General features: G+C 66.4%; 13 protein-coding genes. 9 read left to right on the top strand and 4 right to left on the bottom strand.

Annotated elements, in window-relative coordinates; all coding sequences use genetic code 11:
* Nucleotides 1-60: 60 nt before the first annotated feature.
* Both EL388_RS08405 and EL388_RS08400 read right to left on the bottom strand, forming a co-directional pair.
* A complete protein-coding gene (locus EL388_RS08405) occupies nt 61-2,298 on the bottom strand; it encodes an EAL domain-containing protein (protein ID WP_165919104.1) in 2,238 nt (745 codons plus the stop codon).
* Nucleotides 2,299-2,499: 201 nt separating this feature from the next.
* A complete protein-coding gene (locus EL388_RS08400) occupies nt 2,500-3,171 on the bottom strand; it encodes a FecR family protein (protein WP_126462321.1) in 672 nt (223 codons plus the stop codon).
* Nucleotides 3,172-3,330: 159 nt separating this feature from the next.
* Between EL388_RS08400 and EL388_RS08395 the strand changes: the two genes are divergently transcribed.
* From EL388_RS08395 to EL388_RS08385, 3 genes are read left to right on the top strand one after another with little or no spacing between them, the layout of a single operon-like run.
* Nucleotides 3,331-3,771 (top strand): NUDIX domain-containing protein, encoded by a 441-nt coding sequence (locus EL388_RS08395; RefSeq protein ID WP_126462318.1) that lies wholly within the window; start codon nt 3,331-3,333, stop codon nt 3,769-3,771.
* Nucleotides 3,771-4,757, top strand: coding sequence for a ribonuclease Z (locus tag EL388_RS08390; protein WP_126462315.1), 987 nt, complete (start codon nt 3,771-3,773; stop codon nt 4,755-4,757). The genes EL388_RS08395 and EL388_RS08390 overlap by 1 nt, the downstream gene beginning before the upstream one ends.
* Nucleotides 4,758-4,762: 5 nt before the next feature.
* Nucleotides 4,763-5,473: a DUF72 domain-containing protein gene (locus tag EL388_RS08385; protein WP_197721766.1), complete on the top strand. Its 711-nt coding sequence runs from the start codon at nt 4,763-4,765 to the stop codon at nt 5,471-5,473.
* Between the two features lie 264 nt (nt 5,474-5,737).
* Here EL388_RS08385 and EL388_RS08380 read toward each other — a convergent pair whose 3' ends face one another.
* Both EL388_RS08380 and EL388_RS08375 read right to left on the bottom strand, forming a co-directional pair.
* Entirely contained in the window at nt 5,738-6,304 is a 567-nt protein-coding gene (locus EL388_RS08380) for an endonuclease dU (protein ID WP_126462311.1), read from the bottom strand.
* A gap of 52 nt (nt 6,305-6,356) precedes the next feature.
* Complete coding sequence (locus EL388_RS08375) at nt 6,357-7,157, bottom strand: OmpA family protein (protein ID WP_126462308.1); 801 nt, start codon at nt 7,155-7,157, stop codon at nt 6,357-6,359.
* Nucleotides 7,158-7,272: 115 nt separating this feature from the next.
* Here EL388_RS08375 and nfi point away from each other — a divergent pair, with 115 nt between their 5' ends.
* The 6 genes from nfi (at nt 7,273) to EL388_RS08345 (ending at nt 17,759) form a co-directional block, all read left to right on the top strand.
* Nucleotides 7,273-7,938: a deoxyribonuclease V gene (gene nfi, locus EL388_RS08370; RefSeq protein WP_126462305.1), complete on the top strand. Its 666-nt coding sequence runs from the start codon at nt 7,273-7,275 to the stop codon at nt 7,936-7,938.
* Between the two features lie 262 nt (nt 7,939-8,200).
* Nucleotides 8,201-9,130, top strand: a complete 930-nt coding sequence (locus EL388_RS08365; RefSeq protein WP_126462302.1) for an ABC transporter substrate-binding protein — start codon at nt 8,201-8,203, stop codon at nt 9,128-9,130.
* Nucleotides 9,127-11,034 carry an ATP-binding response regulator gene (locus tag EL388_RS08360; protein ID WP_126462299.1) on the top strand — a complete coding sequence of 636 codons (1,908 nt, stop codon included), beginning with the start codon at nt 9,127-9,129 and terminating at the stop codon, nt 11,032-11,034. The genes EL388_RS08365 and EL388_RS08360 overlap by 4 nt, the downstream gene beginning before the upstream one ends.
* Before the next feature lie 42 nt (nt 11,035-11,076).
* The gene (locus EL388_RS08355; RefSeq protein WP_126462296.1) at nt 11,077-13,077 is read left to right on the top strand and encodes a TonB-dependent receptor plug domain-containing protein; all 2,001 of its coding nucleotides are present in this window, start codon (nt 11,077-11,079) and stop codon (nt 13,075-13,077) included.
* A 97-nt stretch (nt 13,078-13,174) separates the two neighbouring features.
* A complete protein-coding gene (nifJ, locus tag EL388_RS08350) occupies nt 13,175-16,753 on the top strand; it encodes a pyruvate:ferredoxin (flavodoxin) oxidoreductase (RefSeq protein WP_126462292.1) in 3,579 nt (1,192 codons plus the stop codon).
* Nucleotides 16,746-17,759 (top strand): dihydroorotate dehydrogenase-like protein, encoded by a 1,014-nt coding sequence (locus EL388_RS08345; protein ID WP_126462289.1) that lies wholly within the window; start codon nt 16,746-16,748, stop codon nt 17,757-17,759. The genes nifJ and EL388_RS08345 overlap by 8 nt, the downstream gene beginning before the upstream one ends.
* Nucleotides 17,760-17,765: the final 6 nt, after the last annotated feature.

The raw sequence follows: 17,765 nt of genomic DNA, 5'->3' as shown, positions 1-17,765 counted from the left end.
GGAGACTGGAACGGATGCCGCCGGTGCGCATTCTAGCAGGGCCGGTCGCGGCCCGGGCGTTTATTTCAGGCTGTCCAGCGGCTGCGGCGGGGCGATCTTGTAGCCCTGGGCGTAGTCGACGCCGAGATCCTTCAGCTTTTGCAGCGATTCCTCGGTCTCGACGAACTCGGCCATGGTCTTCAGGCCCATGGCGTGGCCGACGCGGTGGATCGCTTCGGTCATGGAGTAGTGGTAGAGGTCGTATTGCATCTCGCGCACGTAGTTGCCATCGATCTTGAGGTAATCCATGCCCAGGTTCTTGAGGTAGGAGAAGGAGGCGATGCCGGTGCCGAAGTCGTCCAGGGCGAATTTGCAGCCCATCTCCCGCAGGGCCTGCACGCAGGCAGTACATTGCTTGAAGTCGGCCATGGCCGCGCTTTCGGTGATTTCGAAGCAGATCGCGGCGGGGTTGGCGCCGCTCGCCTGCATCTGCTCGACGATGAAGTCGTAGAGGTCGGTCTTGGCGACCGAGGCGCCGGACAGGTTGATGGCGATGTGGCTGTAGCGCCGGCCGATGTCGCCGCCGGCCCAGGCCAGGGTGTGCCGGATCACCCAGCGGTCGATCGCCGGCATCAGGTTGAAGCGATCGGCCGCCGGCATGAAGGCGCTGGGCGGGATCAATGTGCCGTCGGTGTCGACCATGCGGACCAGGATTTCCACCTTGTGGCTCTCCGCCGGCGGGGCCTGGTCGAGCAGGATGATGGGCTGACCGTAGAGGACGAAGCGGTCTTCGTCCAGGGCACGCTGGATGCGGTTGGCCCATTCCATCTCGTCGCGCCGGCCTCGCTCTTCGGCCTCGCTCGCGCTGTAGACGCAGACCTGGTTGCGGCCGCGGTCCTTGGCGGCATAGCAGGCGGAGTCGGCCTGTTCGATCAGGGCTTCCGGGGGGGCGGCGAAATCCTTGATCTCGCTCAGGCCGATGCTGGCGCCGAGGGTGAAGGGGCGGCCGTCCCAACTGAAGCGGTAGTCGCGCACCGCCGCCAGCAGGCTGTCGGCCACCTTCCGGGCATCGTCGATGCCGCAGCCGCGCAGGAGGAAGCCGAACTCGTCGCCGCCCAGCCGGGCGAGCAGGTCGCTGGTGCGCATCTTGTCCTGGAACAGGCGGCCGATCTGCTTGAGCAGTTCGTCGCCGGCGGCGTGGCCGCAGCTGTCGTTGACGATCTTGAACATGTCCAGATCGAGGAAACCGACCACATGCGGCTGCGGCTGGTTGCGGTTGGTCTTCAGGGTCTCTTCCAGGGCCAGTTCGAAGGCGCGGCGGTTGGGCAGGCCGGTCAGCGGGTCGTGGCTGGCCTGGTAGGCCAGCTGGCTGGCGATGCTCAGGGTGTAGGTGACGTCGTGCAGCACCCAGACGGCGCCGAGGTGGCGGTCGTCGCCGTGGATGTCGGACACGGCGTATTCGACATCGACCATCTGGCCCAAGCGGTTGATGAGCTTGAAGGGGTAGCCGGGCTGGGCCGGCGGTGTCAGCTTGAGCACCTCGGCCACCGGCCGGGCGTTGGCCTGGTCGAGCGAGAGCCCGGTCAGCCGCTCGGCCGCGGGGTTGATGTAGCGCACCACTTGCCGGTCGTCGGTGACCACGACCGCCTCGGTCACTGTCTCCAGGGTGGTCTTGGCGAAGACCTGGTCTGCGGCGTGAGCGAGTCGGCGGGTGATATAGATGGCGACGACGACCGCCAGGACCAGGGCCAGCATGCCCATGCCGATCGCCAGGCGCTCATGCTCGCGTTGGCTGGCCTCGACCTGGACCAGAAGGCTCTGCATGGCGGCATGCTGCAGGTTGGCCTGCTGGCTGAGGATTTCCAGCAGTTGGTTCTGGCTGGGGATGATGCGCTGGATCAACAGCTCGCGGGCGGGCTTGATCTCGCCCATGAGGAACAGGTCCAGCGCTTGGGTGAGCAGGGGATGGGTGACGCGTACCACCCGGAACTGTTCGTCGATCAGCCGGCGCTCTTCGGCGTTGAGCGGCATGGCCAGGAGTTGCTCGCGCGCCGCCATGTATTGCGAGCCCAGCATGTAGTGGCGGTTGATCAGGTCCTCCAGCCCGTCCTGATCGGGCGACAGCACCATGGTCACCGCATTGAAGGACCGTTCGCGCGCGGCGCTGAACATGGTGTTGGCCAGGCCGAGTTTCTTGCTGTGTTCGGCCACGGCGGATTGCATTTGGCCGACCACCCATTCGCCATGCCAGACAGTGGTCGCGACCAGGATGAGCATGAGCCCGATCACCACTGCAAAACCGATGGCCGGGAGCGCCATGCCCCGTTTCCGGAATAGCCCCTTTTTCATCGCCTGCCCTTAATTTTCATTGTTTTATTTGAATAGTATGGCCACACGGTAGCATGCCCCGCTGGGCGGGCGAAACTGGTATGGCCATACCAGCCGGGAGCCGGCATGGACCACTGTCTGAACTCGGGGGGGCCTGTCGCCGTTTTTGCATTGACCCATTCCTGGCTCCCCTCAATAACGGTTGCCCGAGGGGGCGAGGACGAAGGGCGGCATGCGGCCGACCAGGCTTTCGAGCAGGGTCAGTTCGGCGTCGGTGTGGTTTTGCATGGGGGCCGGCACGATGGCGCGGCTGGAGACGTAGCGCGGCGATTCGTGATGACGGGTGTTGAGCGTTTCGTGCAGGGTGCGGTTGTGGGCCGCCGCCAGCTCGGCCGTGCCGTAGCAGAGGCAGACATAGCTGCGTTCGGGCTCGACCTCGACATAGATGCCGGTGCCCCGGATGCCGGCGATGGCGGTCGGGGTCATCAGCCGGGCCTCGCCCTTTTCGAACACGGACAAAAGCTTGCCGACCTCGACCCAGACATCGGCGCCCTTGCCGTCGGTATCAGCAAGGGAGATACGGCTGTTGGCCCGGATGAGATAGGCGTTGCGGCCGAGGCTGAAGGCGGCCAGGCTGCGTTCGCCAGTCACCACCTCGAGCGGCGTGGTCAACAGGTCGCCGACCTGGCGCGGCTTGCCGTTGAAGCGCACCTCGCCCTCGATTCGGTGGATGCCGTTGGCCAGTCTTGGCGAATTGCCGGTGGCCAACACCTGCCGGATTGCGCCACCGAGTCCAAGTATCCCCATGCTGCTGGTGATCAGGGTTTTGAGAAGGCGGCGGCGTGTTGCATCGGTTGTCGGCATGAGGTCCCCTTAAACGTCATGCAATCCGGCATGCCATGGGCGCTTGCCTGGATCGGGCGCTGTCTATCGGAATCATTTCAATATAGGTGATGCCTGTCGGGTAAAGCCGACGATTCATGTCCACTACTCATTACTGGGGTAAGCCCGTATTCTTGCATCATGATCGATGAAACTCGCCCCGCCACCCCGCCCAAGCGCCTGTCTGCCGGCGTGGTCGTCACGCGTCGGGAGGGTGGCGGCTGGCGCCTGCTCATTTTGCGCTGCTACAACCATTGGGATTTCCCCAAGGGCACGGTCGAGGCCGGCGAGGCGCCGCTGGCGGCGGCGATCCGGGAGACGGCGGAGGAGTCCTCGGTCACCGATCTCGATTTCCGCTGGGGCGAGATCTATTGCGAAACCGCGCCCTATCGCCGGGGCAAGGTGGCGCGCTATTACCTGGCCGAGACCCGGCAGACCGACATCCACCTGCCGATCGCTCCCGAACTGGGCCGGCCCGAGCACGACGAGTGGCGTTGGGTCGATTTCGATCAGGCCGAGCGCTTGCTGCCGCCCAGGCTGCAGCCCATCCTGGCCTGGGCGCGGCAAAAGCTGGGCGAGTGATGCGGCGCGCGCTGCATCCCTATCTTGTCAACGACCCTTTCGGCGACCCCGGCCTGTTCGTCGATTTCCTGTTCGAGCGGCGGGCGCTGCTGTTCGATATCGGCGACATCTGCGCCTTGCCGCCGCGCAAGCTGCTGCGGGTATCGGACATCTTCGTTTCCCACTGCCACATGGACCACTTCATGGGTCTGGACTGGTTCCTGCGCATCTGCCTTGGCCGCGAGCGGGCGGTGCGGCTCTATGGTCCGCCGGGCTTCATCGACCGGGTCGAGGCCAAGCTTGCGGCCTACACCTGGAACCTGTTGTATCGCTACGAGAACGATTTCGGCCTGGAGGTGACCGAGCTGCTGGCGCCAGGCCAGGCCCGGCGGGCGCGCTTTCATGTGCGCCAGGGCTTTCGACGCGAGCAGGATGAGCCGCTGAAAATCGAAAACGGCCTATTCCTGGCCGAGCCCGGCCTGCGCGTGCGCTGCGCGCTGCTCGACCATGGCACGCCCTGTCTGGGCTTCGCCCTGGAAGAGACCCGGCATGTGAACATCTGGAAGACCAGACTGGCCGAGCGGGGCCTGCCGGTCGGCCCGTGGCTGCAAGGGCTCAAGCGCGCGGTGCTGGTGGGGGCGGGCGATGACGAAGCTATCGCCGGGCCGGCGGGCGAGCCCATCCTGCTGCGCGATCTGCGCGATTGTGTACAGGTCACGCCCGGCATGAAGCTCGCCTATGTCACCGATGTCGTTTTCAGCGCGGCCAATGCCGCGGCCATCGTCGAGCTCGCGCGCGGCGCCGACACCTTGTTCATCGAGAGCATCTTCCTCGACGAGGCGGCCGAGCGGGCCGCCGACAAGCGTCACCTCACGGCGGGCCAAGCTGGGTGCCTGGCCCGGGCCGCCGGCGTGAAGGCGGTGGAGCCCTTTCATTTCTCGCCCATCTATCGGGGGCGCGAAGCGGAACTGCGGGCCGAGCTGGAGCGCGCCTTCCGGGGGATATGATGCAAGTGCACATCGGGACCTCGGGCTGGGTCTATCCGTATTGGCGCGGCCGCTTCTATCCCGAAGACCTGGCCGAGCCGGACTGGCTCGGCTTTTATGCCCGGTACTTTTCCAGTGTCGAGATCAACCGTAGCTTCTACCGCCTGCCCACGAAAGCCGTCTTCGCGCACTGGCGCGATGCGACGCCGGCGGGTTTCGTCTTCAGCGTCAAGGCCGGCCGCTTCATCAGCCACATGAAGAAGCTGAAAGCGCCGGAATCGACCCTGCCGCCGCTACTCGACGCGGTCGCCGGCCTGGGCGACAAGCTGGGCCCCTTGCTGTTCCAGTTGCCGCCCAACTGGCGGGTGAACCCGGAACGACTGCGCGCCTTCCTCGAGGCGCTGCCGCGCGGCTTGCGCGTGGCCTTCGAGCTGCGCGATACGAGCTGGCACAACGATGCGGTGCTGGCCTTGTTGGCCGAGCACAACGCTGCCTTCTGCATCTACGATCTGGCCGGCTTCGAGAGCCCGCGCCTGATCAGTGCCGACTTCACCTACCTCCGTCTGCACGGGCCGGGCGCGGCCTACAGCGGGCGCTACGGCCGCCGGGCGCTCGAAGCGTGGGCGGCCTGGCTCGCGCGGCAACCGGTCGACACGGCCTACGTCTATTTCGACAACGACGAGGCGGCCTATGCCGTGCGCGACGCCGCCGAGCTGCAAAAGCTGCTGAGCGGCTAGGAGCCTGTCGGACTTAATCCCCCATGCGCATAGCCCCCAAAGCGATGGATGCAAGGCGCGAAGCGCGGCGAATGGTCGTTCCCTTCGCAAGCTTCGCAACGCCGCAGACGCGCTTTGTCGGGGCAACCCGCAGGGCCGGCTCGCTGCGGGCGCATCGCCGCGTTGCGGGGCGCTTGTAGTCGCCCGCACTACGGCGCGCCCCGCCGCCTTGCGCTGCATCCCGCAGCGGGCCGGCGCGCACGGGGTGTTAAGTCCGACAGGCTCCTAGGCCCGATGCCGGCTCTCGCCGGTGGTGACGCCGCCGGCGATCATGTGGGCGACGCGCAGCGGTTCCGGCAATTGGCCATGGATTTGCAGGCGGCGGATGAGGCGCTCGGCGCGGGCAGGGCTGAGGCCGACCGGCTGGCAATACAGGCCGGCCAGCGGTGTCATGGGGCCGGCGGCCTCGATCAGGCGCCACTTGCGCGCGCCGCCCGGCACCTTCTCCAGCAGGGCCCGGCGGATGGCGGCCAGATCGGGCCGGCGCCGGGCGATGACCAGGACCGGCAGGCCGGTGGCACGATGCAATCGATCGAGATCGATCACATTGAAGCCGGCGAAGGCGATGCCCTGGAGCAGGATGGCCTGCAATTGGGCGAAGTATTTGGATCCGGTCAGGCACTCGATCAGGCGCGTCGTGCTGTTGACGCCGTCACGCCGCACCCGGGTGGAGATCACACCGTCGAGCCGGCTGCCGGCATAGACCGCGCCGACGACCAGGACATCGCCGCGCCAGCCGCGCTGGAAGGGGGCATCGTCGAAGCCGATGACATGGGAGAGGGTTCGCCCCATGGGGCCCGCCAGAAGAGGCGTAAGCGGCGGGCCGTCCGGCCCGCCGGGCGGATCACTGCTTGAGGATGATCATCTCGGTGCGGCGGTTTTGTGCGCGCCCTTCGCGGGTGGCGTTGCTCGCTACAGGTTTGAGCTCGCCATAGCCCTTGGCGCCCAGCTGGTTGGCGGGAACGCCCTTGCTGATCAGGTAGGCACGCACGGCATTGGCCCGGCGCTCGGACAGGCCCTGGTTGTACTTCTCGGTACCGATGCTGCAGGTGTGGCCGGCCATCTCGGCGACCAGGTTCGGATAGCGCTTGAAGATCAGCGCCACCTCATCCAGCACCTTGGCCGATTCCTCGGTGATCTTGGCCGAGTCGAAGGCGAACCAGACGCCCTTGAGCGTGATCTTCTCGACCAGCGGGCAGCCGGTGTGATCGACCTTGGTGCCTTTCGGGGTGCCGGGGCACTTGTCCTTGCTGTCGGGTACGCCGTCGCCATCGCTGTCGCCGTCGACCGGGGCAGCCGCGGCCGGAGCGGGTGCCGGCGCCGGCGCCGGAGCAGCGGCCTTGATCTCGCAGCCGTCCTCATCGACCTTGGCGCCTTTCGGGGTGCCAGGGCACTTGTCACGGTAGTCGGGTACGCCGTCGCCGTCGCTGTCGGCCGCCTGGCAGAACAAGGCGCCGATAATGGCGCCACCCACCGTGCCGCCGCCGACCGTGATGCCGTCGGCTACGGCGCCGACCGCCGCGCCGGCCACCGCGCCGGTGACGATGCAGCTCATCTTGTCTTCGAACCAATTGCCCGCCGCTATGGCATTGCCGGTGACGAACAGGGGCAACAGAAAGGCCAGGAACAGGTTCCAGCGACGCATTTCACCCTCCAGAGGGAATATCAAATAATAAAATTATAGGCCATGCCTGGCACCTTATCACTGACCGGCGTGGCTGAATCTGGCTGCAATCGGCGTTTTGTCGCACCATGCCAGCATGAGACCCGTTCTCGATCATCCCTGGAACCTGAGTCCGGCCGAGGCCATCGCCTTGCAACTGGATTTGCGCAAGCGGGTCGATTGCACCGACCATCCCCTGCGGCTGGGCCATGTCGCGGGCATCGACGTCGGTTTCGAGGACGGCGGCAGGACCACGCGGGCGGCCGTGGTGGTGCTGGACTATCCTGGCCTGCGGCTGGTCGAGCAGGCCGTGGCGCGGCGGCCGACCGACTTTCCCTACGTGCCGGGCCTGCTTTCCTTTCGCGAATTGCCGGCGGTGCTGGAGGCGCTGACCCGGCTGACCGTCGTGCCCGACGTCATCCTCTGCGACGGTCAGGGCATCGCCCATCCGCGCCGGTTCGGCATCGCCAGCCATCTGGGCGTCCTGCTCGATGCGCCGACCATCGGCGTGGGCAAGACCCGGTTGTGCGGCCGGCACGAGGAGCCGGGAAACGAGAAGGGAGCCTGGGCGCCTCTGCAGGACGGCGGCGAGATCATCGGCGTCGTTTTGCGCACGCGGGCCGGCGTGAAGCCGGTCTATGTCTCGATCGGCCATAAGCTCAGCCTGACCAGCGCCATCCGCATCGTGCTGGCTTGCACCCCGCGTTATCGCCTGCCCGAGACCATCCGTCAGGCCCATCGCCTGGCCTCGCAAACAAACTAGCCTCAGCCGTTTGTACCAGCCGGTTGTCAATGCATTGCCTGCAATGCGGCTTGGGCAGACAATGCGGCCTGGGCTGAAGATCGTCGGCTCAGAATAGAAAAACGATCCGGGAGGGGCGGTGGCGAAGCGAAAATGCGTTTCGCCATCGCAATGACAAGAACAGATGCCGCGCTTTTGATTCGAGGGTGAATGCGGGTAACCGGTTCGGCCTATGGGTATTGCCATGAGTTTGCGTTCGCCGGCTAGCCTTTGGCGGCGGCTCGTGCTGCTTTGCCTCGGCCTGCTGCTGCAGGGCTTGACTACATCCGCCATGGCGCAGGAGGGGCGCCTGCGCGTCTGGCTGGTGCTGTCCGAGCCGGGCGGCGCCTATGCCGAGCTGAGCCGCAGCGTCCAGGCCGGCCTCGGACGGAACGTCGATCTGCAGACCGTGGTTCATGCCGGCCGGGAAGAAAACTGGTTTCAGCCGGTGCGCCCGGGCGACCTGGTCGTGCCCCTCGGGCTCAAGGCGACCCGTGCCGCGGTCCAACTCGATCCCGCCATTCCTGTCCTGGCCACGCTGTTGCCGCGCCAGGCCTATGAAACGCTGCTTGCCGGCGGCATTTCTCCGCGCCGGCTGTTTTCCGCCCTGGTGCTCGATCAGCCGCTGGAACGACAGCTGGGCCTGATCCGCCTGGTCCTGCCCAAGGCCGAGCGGGTCGGCGTCCTGCTGGGGCCGAACACTCTGGCGCAACAGACCGAACTGACCCGTGCCGGGCAGCAAGCCGGGTTCGATCTCAGTATCGAAGCGGTGACCAAGCCGAGTGATATCTTCGCCGCGCAGCGCGAGCTGCTGCGCGACAACGAGGTCTTGCTGGCCCTGCCCGACCCCCAGGTGCTCAACCAGGGCACGCTGATGAGCTATCTGGTCAGCGCCTACCGCGCCCGGGTGCCGGTGATTGGTTTTTCCCAGAGTTTTACCGAGGCCGGCGCCCTGGCCTCGGTCTTCTCCACCCCTGAACAGATCGGCCGGCAGCTGAGCGAGATCGTGACCGGCATGGCGAACGGCCGCGCCGCCCGGCCGGCCCGGCTGATCTATCCCCGTTATTTCAAGGTGTATGTCAATCGTCAGGTGGCGCGTTCGCTGGAACTCGACATCGCGCCCGACGACCGGCTGCAGAAGCAGCTCGAGGCCAAGGAAGGACAGGCATTATGAAAAACCTGGGCATCCAGCGGACCATCCTGCTGGCGGTGTTGCTGCCGAGCGTGACCATCGCGATCGCCGTGGCCGCCTATTTCACGTTCGACCGCATCCGCGACAGCGAGAATGCATGGCGCATGCTCGGCTACAACATGGCGCGCAATCTGGCGACCTCGTCCGAATACGCCATCGTCACCGGCAACAGGCCCATGCTCGCCACCTTGGCCCATGCCGCGGCGAAGGAGCCGGGGGTTCGCTTCGTGATGGTGAAGGACGAGGCCGGTCAGCCCCTGTCCTGGTCGGGCATGGTCGATCACGCCGTGCTGATGGGGGCGGGCGAACAGGACCGGGCGCATCTGGAGGCGCAATGGATCATCAGCCTGCCGGTCGAACTGCGCTCGCTGAATCTCAACGACCCCATGCTCGACATTGCCGGCGGCCAGGGCGCGAGCCAGCCACCCAAGGTGATCGGCACCGTGCTGCTCGGCATGTCCACCGACAATCTGGAGGAACTCAAGCGTCACCTGTTGCTGGCCGGCCTGTTGATCATGGGCCTGGGCACCATCCTGGCCGGGGTCATCGCCGTGGTCGTCAGCCGTACCCTCAGCCGGCCGATCCTGGCCCTCTCCCAGGTGGTCGGTCGGCTGGGCGGGGGCGAACTGGCGGTGCGGGCCGAGCAGGATACCGGCGGCGAGATCGGCCATCTGCAGGCCGGGGTGAACCGCATGGCGGTTTCGCTCGAACAGCACAACAGTCTGCTGCAACAGCGCGTGCGCGAGGCGACCGAAGACCTGGAACGCAAGCGGCAGGAGGCCGAGCAGGCCAACCTGGCGAAATCCCGTTTCCTGGCCTCGGTTAGCCACGATCTACGGCAGCCCATGCATGCCCTTGGCCTGTTCACCGAACTGCTCCACCAGCAGCTGACGGATGACCAGCATCTGGGTATCGTCCAGCGCATGCAGGCCTCGGTCAGTCAGCTGGAAGGCATGTTCAATGCCTTGCTCGACCTGTCCAAGCTGGATGCCGGCGCGGTCCAGCCCAATTTCCGCGATTTCGATCTCAAGCCCTACTTGCGCAAGCTCGACGAGGAGTTCGCCCCCCTGGCCGAGGAGAAGGGCATCGCGCTCAGGGTGCGCCTCGCCTCGGCCGGCACCTATAGCGATTCACTTCTGCTTGCCCGGATCCTGAATAACCTGGTGGCCAATGCCATCCACTACACCCAGCGCGGCGGCGTGCTGGTGGCCTGTCGCCGACGCCACGACCATTGGCTGCTCCAGGTCTGGGATACCGGCATCGGCATTGCGCCAGAGGACCTGCCGCGCATCTTCGAGGAGTACTACCAGGTCGGCAATCCCGAGCGCAATCGCCGGCACGGCATGGGCCTGGGCCTGGCCATCGTGGCCAAGCTGGCGCGCCTGCTCGGCCACGAGTTGCAGGTGCATTCCCGGCCGGGCCGGGGCACGGTGTTCAGCCTAAAATTGCCGGTGGCGCCGCTGGCCCTGCCTGAAGCTTCGCCTTCGGTTTTGCCACCGCCGACCGCCAGCTTCAGCGGCCAGTGCGTCCTGGTCATCGACGACGACCCCGACGTGCTGGATTCCATGGCGGCCTTGCTCTCGAGCTGGGGCTTGCGCCCCTTGCTGGCGCCGAGCCTGGATGCAGTCTGGCCCTTGTTGGAAACGGGCGCCGTGCCCGATGCCGTGGTGAGCGATTTCCGCCTGCCCGGCGAGGCCGACGGCCTGGTGGCGATCGAGCGCCTGCGCGAGCGTTTCGGCGCCGAGTTGCCGGCCGCGCTGATCAGCGGCGATACGGTGCCGCAAAGCGTGGCCCGGATGAATGCCAGCGGCCTGACGATCCTGCACAAACCGGTGGCACCGGCTCGGCTGCACGCCTTGCTGACCGGGTTGCTGACGCAGCGCTGAATCAGCCGGCAATCGCCAGGGAACAGATAGAATCGTGTCGTCATGAAGCCCGGAAAGCTGTCGCTCCGCCTAAGCCAAGCAGCCTGCCTGCTTGCCGCAGCCATCGCCGCGCCGCTTTGTCTGGCCGAGGACGACAGGCCGTTGTCAGAGCAGATCTTCTTCGAAGAGTTACCGGTGGTGCTGACGGTCTCCCGCCTGGCCCAGCCGGCCCGCGAGGCGCCGGCCATGGTGACGGTGATCGACCGCAGGATGATCGAGGCCTCGGGCTTCACCGAGATTCCCGACCTCATGCGCCTGGTGCCCGGTTTCCAGGTTGCCTATGCCGCCAACTGGCAGCCGATCGTGACCTACCACGGCCTGTCCGACGCCTATTCCCGCCGCATGCAGGTGCTGGTCGACGGCCGCTCCATCTACAACCCCGGCCTCGGTCAGGTGGAATGGCGCGAGTTGCCGCTGGCCATCGAGGACATCGAGCGGATCGAGGTGGTGCATGGGCCGAGCGCAGCCGCCTATGGTTCCAATGCCTTTCTCGCCACCATCAACATCGTCACCCTCCAGGGACGCGATGAGCCCGGTACCAACTTGGCCGCGAGTCGGGGCAATCGCGACCAATCGGCCTATCTGCTGAGACATTACGGCAGCCGCGGTGATCTGGCTTGGCGGTTCAGCCTGAAGGACCGCAGCGACAGCCATTTTTCCCTGCAGCCGGACAAGGCCCATGACACCTTTCTTAACATGCGCCTGGACTACCGGCTGAACAGCCGTGACGAGGTCATGGCCCAGTTCGGTCTGAACCGGTCGTATTGGGAGATGGGGGTCCGGGGTGACATCTGGAATCCGCCACGGACCAGCGAAAACGACAACTACGCCATGCAACTGCTCTGGCGCCGTACACTGAGTCCGGACACCAGTTATTCCCTCCAATACAGCCGGGCGCAGAAGGATTACCAGGACACCTGGAACACCACCACAGTGCTGCCCGTGCTTGGCCTGACGACGCTGGCGCTCGGACAGAGCTACAAGGTCATGCGTGAACAGCTGGAGTTCCAGGCCAACACCAGCCCGGCCGACGCCCATCGGTTGGCATACGGTATAGAGATTCGCCATGACGAGATTCGTTCGCCTTATTACTTCGCGCCGGGCAACACGCTCTCCGAGCAAATCTACCGCCTGTTCGGCACCTGGGAATGGCGGCCGCACGAGCGCTGGCTGCTCAATGCCGGCGGCATGCTGGAGGATCACTACTACGCCGGCACCACCTTGTCCTCGCGCGCCAGCCTGCACTATCTGCCTTCGGCACACCATGCCTTCCGCTTGGGGGCCAGCCGCGGCTATCGTTCGCCGACCTTCTACGAGCAGTCGGCGAATCAGCGCATCGTCTATGCGCCGCTATGGGAGCAGATTCGGATTCCTGCGGGCAAGCTTGCGCCGGAAGCCATGACCTCGTGGGAGCTGGGCTATGTCGGCCGCTATCCGAAGCAGGGCGTCAACCTCGACTTGCGGGCCTTCCGCGACAGCCTGAAAGACCTGCTCGACAGCGTGAAGGTGGCCTATGGGCCGGACAATTGGGACGGCAAGGCGGCCCAGGGTCGCAACAAGCTCAACGCCAAGGTGTGGGGTGTCGAGTATCAACTGCAGTGGCAGCCGCGGGCCGATACACGTTTCATTTTCGGTCAGGCCTGGATCTGGCAGGACGCCGAGGATGCGGTGGAGCCCGGTTCGACCGACGCCAGGGAAATGGCGGTCTCGGCCCCGCGCCTGAGTTACTCCCTGTTGGCCAGCCACGAGTTCGGCCGAGGTTGGCTCGGCAGCTTCGGTTTCTATCGCCTGGGCAAGATGACCTGGCTGGCCGAGGGCGATCGGGTGCCCGAGGTCCAGCGACTGGATGCCAGGCTGGCCAAGACTTGGCGCCGGGCCGGCCAGCGCTACGAACTGGCCCTGGTCCTGCAGAATCTTTCCGGCGCCTATCAGGATTTCGAACGCGATACCATGCATGCCCTGCGGGCCAACCGTGCCCTCATCAGTCTGCGTTTCTGGGATTGAGCGCCAGCCGGGATAGGTCCTGGCCGGGGTGTTTTCTGCAAAGCCCCTGCAGTCGGTCTAATATGAAGACCGCGACGTCTTAAATCTGGGGTGCTCCATGAGTGCGCAAGTGACCGTGACCGTCGACGGCAACGAGGCGGTGGCCCGCATGGCCTATCTCGCCAACGAGGTGATCGCCATCTATCCGATCACGCCGGCCTCGCCCATGGGCGAACTGGCCGACGAGTGGGCCGCCCAGGGACGACCGAACATCTTCGGCACGGTGCCGGGCATCATCGAGATGCAAAGCGAGGCCGGCGCCGCCGGCGCCCTGCACGGGGCGCTCACCAGCGGGGCGCTGGCCACCAGCTTCACCGCCTCGCAGGGCCTGCTCTTGATGATCCCCAACATGTACAAGATCGCCGGCGAGCTGACGCCCTTCGTCCTGCACGTGGCGGCGCGCACCCTGGCCACCCACGCCCTGTCGATCTTCGGCGACCACAGCGACGTCATGGCCACCCGTGCCACCGGCTTCGCCCTGCTCGCCGCCAATTCGGTGCAGGAGGCGCAGGACATGGCGCTGATCGCCCAGGCGGCGACGCTCCAGGGCCGGGTGCCGGTGCTGCACTTCTTCGACGGTTTTCGCACCTCGCACGAAGTGGCCAAGATCGTCGCGGTGGACGAGGCGACGGTGCGGGCCATGCTCGACGAAGCGGCCATCGCCGACCACCGTGGCCGCGCGCTGTCGCCCGAGCATCCGGTGCTCAAGGGCAGTTCGCAGAACCCCGATGTCTTCTTCCAGTCGCGCGAGCGGGCCAATCCCTTTTACCAGGCCTTCCCCGGCATCGTGCAGGCGACGATGGACCGCTTCGCCGAACTGACCGGGCGGCCATACCGGCTGTTCGACTACGTCGGCGCGCCGGATGCCGAGCGGGTGCTCGTGCTCATGGGTTCGGGCGCGGAGACGGCCGAGGAGACCGTGGCCCACCTCAATGCCCATGGCGAGGCGGTCGGCGTGCTCAAGGTGCGGCTCTACCGCCCTTTCTCGGCCGAGGCGCTGCTGGCGGCGCTGCCTGGTTCCGTGAGAAGCCTCGCCGTGCTCGACCGGACCAAGGAGCCGGGCGCCGACGGCGAGCCCTTGTACAAGGACGTGGTCACCGCCCTGGCCCAGGCGGCGGCCGACGGCGCGCGCGCCATGCCGCGGGTGATCGGCGGCCGCTACGGCCTGGCCAGCAAGGAGTTCACCCCGGGCATGGTCAAGGCGATGTTCGATGAATTGCTCAAGGCCAGGCCGAAGCGGCAGTTCACCGTCGGCATCCATGACGATCTGACCGGCCTGTCGCTGCCCTGGGAGGCGACCTTTCGCACCGATGCGGCGCGCGCGGCGCAGGGCGCGGTGTTCTACGGCCTGGGCGCCGATGGCACGGTCTCGGCCAACAAGAACTCGATCAAGATCATCGGCGAGGCGACCAAGCTCTATGCCCAGGGCTATTTCGTCTACGACTCGAAGAAGTCGGGCGCGGTCACCGTCTCGCATCTGCGCTTCGGCCCCGAGCCCATCCGCTCGGCCTATCTCCTGGCCGAGGGCGATGCCCATTTCGTCGCCTGCCACCAGACGGTGTTCGTCGAGCGTTACGACATGCTCGATCTGGCCCAGGCCGGCGGGGTATTCCTGCTCAACAGTCCGGCCGCGCCCGATGCCGTTTGGGACACCCTGCCCCGGCGCATGCAGCAGCAGATCATCGACAAGAAACTCGACTTCTACGTGATCGACGCCTACCAGGTGGCCGAGCGGGCCGGCATGGGCCGGCGCATCAACACCATCATGCAGACCTGCTACTTCGCCATCTCCGGCATCCTGCCGCGCGCGCAGGCCATCGGCGCGATCAAGCAGGCGGTGGAGAAGACCTACGGCCGGAAGAGCAAGCGCCTGGCCGAGCTCAACTTCGCGGCGATCGACATGACCCTGGAAAACCTGCATCGGGTCAAGGTGCCGGGCCAGGCGAGCAGCCGGTTCGAGCGGCCGCCGGCCGTTGCCGAGTCGGCGCCGGACTGGCTGCGCCGTTTCACCGGCGAACTCATCGCCGGTCGCGGCGATGCGCTGCCGGTGTCCTTGATGCCGGAGGACGGCAGCTTCCCGCTCGGCACCGCGGCCTGGGAGAAGCGCAACATCGCGCTGGAGATCCCGGTCTGGGACGAGCAGCTGTGCACCCAGTGCGGCAAATGCGTGCTGGTCTGTCCGCACAGCGCCATCCGTTCCCGCCTGTTCGCGGCCGAGCTGGCGGCGGCCGCGCCGGCCGGCTTCAAGCACGTGCCGGTGCGCAGCAAGGAATACCCGGCCGGCCTGCACATCAGCTATCAGGTGGCGCCGGACGACTGCACCGGTTGCGGCGACTGCGTCGAGGCCTGCCCCATCCACGACAAGTCCAATGTCTCGCACCGGGCGGTGAACATGGCGCCGATCGCGCCGCTGCTGGCACAGGAACGGGCGAACTGGCAGTTCTTCATCGGCCTGCCCGAATACGACCGCGCCGGGGTGAAGCGCACCACGATCCCCGGCGCGATGCTGCTCGACCCCCTGTTCGAGTTCTCCGGCGCCTGCCCCGGCTGCGGCGAGACGCCCTACATCCGGCTGGCCACCCAGCTGTTCGGCGACCGCATGCTGATCGCCAACGCCACCGGCTGCTCCTCGATCTACGGCGGCAATCTGCCGACCACGCCCTACACCGTGAACCACGCGGGCAGGGGGCCGGCCTGGTCCAATTCCCTGTTCGAGGACAACGCCGAGTTCGGCTTGGGGATGCGCCTGGCGGCCGACCAGCTCATGCACCATGCCCAAAACCTGGTGCGCGCGCTGGCCGGCGAGATCGGCGGCGATCTGGCCGAGGCCCTGCTCAGTGCCGACCAGACCAGCGAGGCCGGCATCGCCGCCCAGCGTCAGCGGGTCGAGACCCTGCTCTACAGGCTGGCCGAGCTGAACCACGCCCGCGCCGAAGAACTGGCCCGGGTGGCCGAGTGGCTGATCCGGCGCTCGGTCTGGATCGTCGGCGGCGACGGCTGGGCCTACGACATCGGCTACGGCGGGCTCGACCATGTGCTGGCGCTGCCTTATGACGTCAACATCCTGGTGCTCGATACCGAGGTCTATTCCAACACCGGCGGCCAGACCTCGAAGGCGACCCCGATCGGGGCGGTGGCCAAGTTCTCCGCCGGCGGCAAGCCCACCGCGAAGAAGGACCTCGGCCGCCTGGCCATGGACTACGGCCATGTCTACGTCGCCCATGTCGCCTACGGCGCCAAGGACGTGCACACGCTCAAGGTGTTCCACGAGGCCGAGTCCTATCCGGGCCCGTCGCTGATCATCGCCTACAGCCCCTGCATCGCCCACGGCGTCGACCTCAAGTACAACCTGCGCCAGCAGGAGGCGGCGGTGAAGAGCGGGCACTGGCCCTTGTTCCGTTTCGATCCGCGCGAGGCGGACAAGGGTGCCAATCCCTTCCGCCTGGATTCGGCGCCGCCCTCGCTGCCGATCAAGGAGTTCATGGCGAGCGAAACCCGCTTCGCCATGCTGCAGCGCAGCCACCCGGCGGCGGCCGAGGTCTTCCTGGCGGCGGCCCAGCGCGAGGCGGACGAGCGGTTCCGGGCCTACCAGGCCATGGCCCAGACCGCGCAAGCGAAGGAGAGCGACCATGGTTGACCTGTCCACCGACTATCTCGGGCTTAAGCTGAAGAACCCGCTGGTGCCCTCGGCCTCGCCGCTGTCGAAGAGCCTGGGCAAGGCGCGCCGGCTGGAGGATGCCGGGGCCTCGGCCATCGTCATGTACTCATTGTTCGAGGAGGAGTTGCGGGTGGAGGAGGCGATGACCGAACGCTTCCTGCTGGAGCCGGCCCTGGGCCACGGCGAGGCCTCCGGCTTCCTGCCCGACCTGGGCCGCTACATGAACAGCCTGGATCGCTATCTCGACCAGTTGCGGCGGCTGAAGGAAAGCCTGGACATCCCGGTCATCGCCAGCCTCAACGGCGTCTCGCTCGGCGGCTGGATCGACCTGGGTATCGAGTTGCAGCGGGCCGGGGCCGACGCCCTGGAACTGAACGTCTACCACATGGCGGCCAATGCCGAGGATTCGGCCGAGGCGGTCGAGCAGCGCTACATCGAACTGCTCAAGGAGCTGCGCCATGCGGTGTCGCTGCCGATCGCCATGAAGCTGTCGCCGTACTTCTCCTCGCTGCCCAATTTCGTCCGGCGGCTGGAGGCGGCCGGGGCCAACGGCATAGTCCTGTTCAACCGCTTCTACCAGCCCGACATCGATCTCGATACCCTGAGCATGACCGATGAAATCCATCTGTCGACACCGGACGATGCCCTGTTGCGCCTGCGCTGGATCGGCATCCTGCACGGCCGCATCCGATTGAATCTCGCCGCCACCGGCGGCGTCCATGGACCGGACGAGGCGCTGAAGATGCTGCTGGCCGGTGCCGATGTAGTGCATCTGGCCAGCTGCCTGCTGCAGCATGGGCCGGAGCGGCTGACCGAGATTCTCCGCGGCATCGAGGCCTGGATGGTCGAGCGCGAGTACGAATCGGTCAGCCAGATGAAAGGCAGCATGAGCCAGCAGAATCTGCCCGACCCCGGTGCCTATGCCCGGGCCAGCTATGTCCGGGTGCTCGACAGCTATACGCCGCCGTCGGGCGTCTGGCGATGATCGGAC

The sequence above is a fragment of the Sulfuritortus calidifontis genome, from assembly GCF_003967275.1.
Taxonomy (GTDB): domain Bacteria; phylum Pseudomonadota; class Gammaproteobacteria; order Burkholderiales; family Thiobacillaceae; genus Sulfuritortus; species Sulfuritortus calidifontis.
Note: the sequence above shows the minus strand (reverse complement) of the source record. Positions and strands in the feature narration are given on the sequence as shown.

What these genes read in the sequence shown, in the direction of transcription:
- EL388_RS08400 (WP_126462321.1), bottom strand. Translation starts at nt 3,171, where the DNA reads ATGCCGACAACCGATGCAACACGCCGCCGCCTTCTCAAAACCCTGATC.
- EL388_RS08405 (WP_165919104.1), bottom strand. Translation starts at nt 2,298, where the DNA reads ATGGCGCTCCCGGCCATCGGTTTTGCAGTGGTGATCGGGCTCATGCTC.
- nifJ (WP_126462292.1), top strand. Translation starts at nt 13,175, where the DNA reads ATGAGTGCGCAAGTGACCGTGACCGTCGACGGCAACGAGGCGGTGGCC.
- EL388_RS08345 (WP_126462289.1), top strand. Translation starts at nt 16,746, where the DNA reads ATGGTTGACCTGTCCACCGACTATCTCGGGCTTAAGCTGAAGAACCCG.
- EL388_RS08395 (WP_126462318.1), top strand. Translation starts at nt 3,331, where the DNA reads ATGATCGATGAAACTCGCCCCGCCACCCCGCCCAAGCGCCTGTCTGCC.
- EL388_RS08355 (WP_126462296.1), top strand. Translation starts at nt 11,077, where the DNA reads ATGAAGCCCGGAAAGCTGTCGCTCCGCCTAAGCCAAGCAGCCTGCCTG.
- EL388_RS08380 (WP_126462311.1), bottom strand. Translation starts at nt 6,304, where the DNA reads ATGGGGCGAACCCTCTCCCATGTCATCGGCTTCGACGATGCCCCCTTC.
- EL388_RS08360 (WP_126462299.1), top strand. Translation starts at nt 9,127, where the DNA reads ATGAAAAACCTGGGCATCCAGCGGACCATCCTGCTGGCGGTGTTGCTG.
- nfi (WP_126462305.1), top strand. Translation starts at nt 7,273, where the DNA reads ATGAGACCCGTTCTCGATCATCCCTGGAACCTGAGTCCGGCCGAGGCC.
- EL388_RS08375 (WP_126462308.1), bottom strand. Translation starts at nt 7,157, where the DNA reads ATGCGTCGCTGGAACCTGTTCCTGGCCTTTCTGTTGCCCCTGTTCGTC.
- EL388_RS08390 (WP_126462315.1), top strand. Translation starts at nt 3,771, where the DNA reads ATGCGGCGCGCGCTGCATCCCTATCTTGTCAACGACCCTTTCGGCGAC.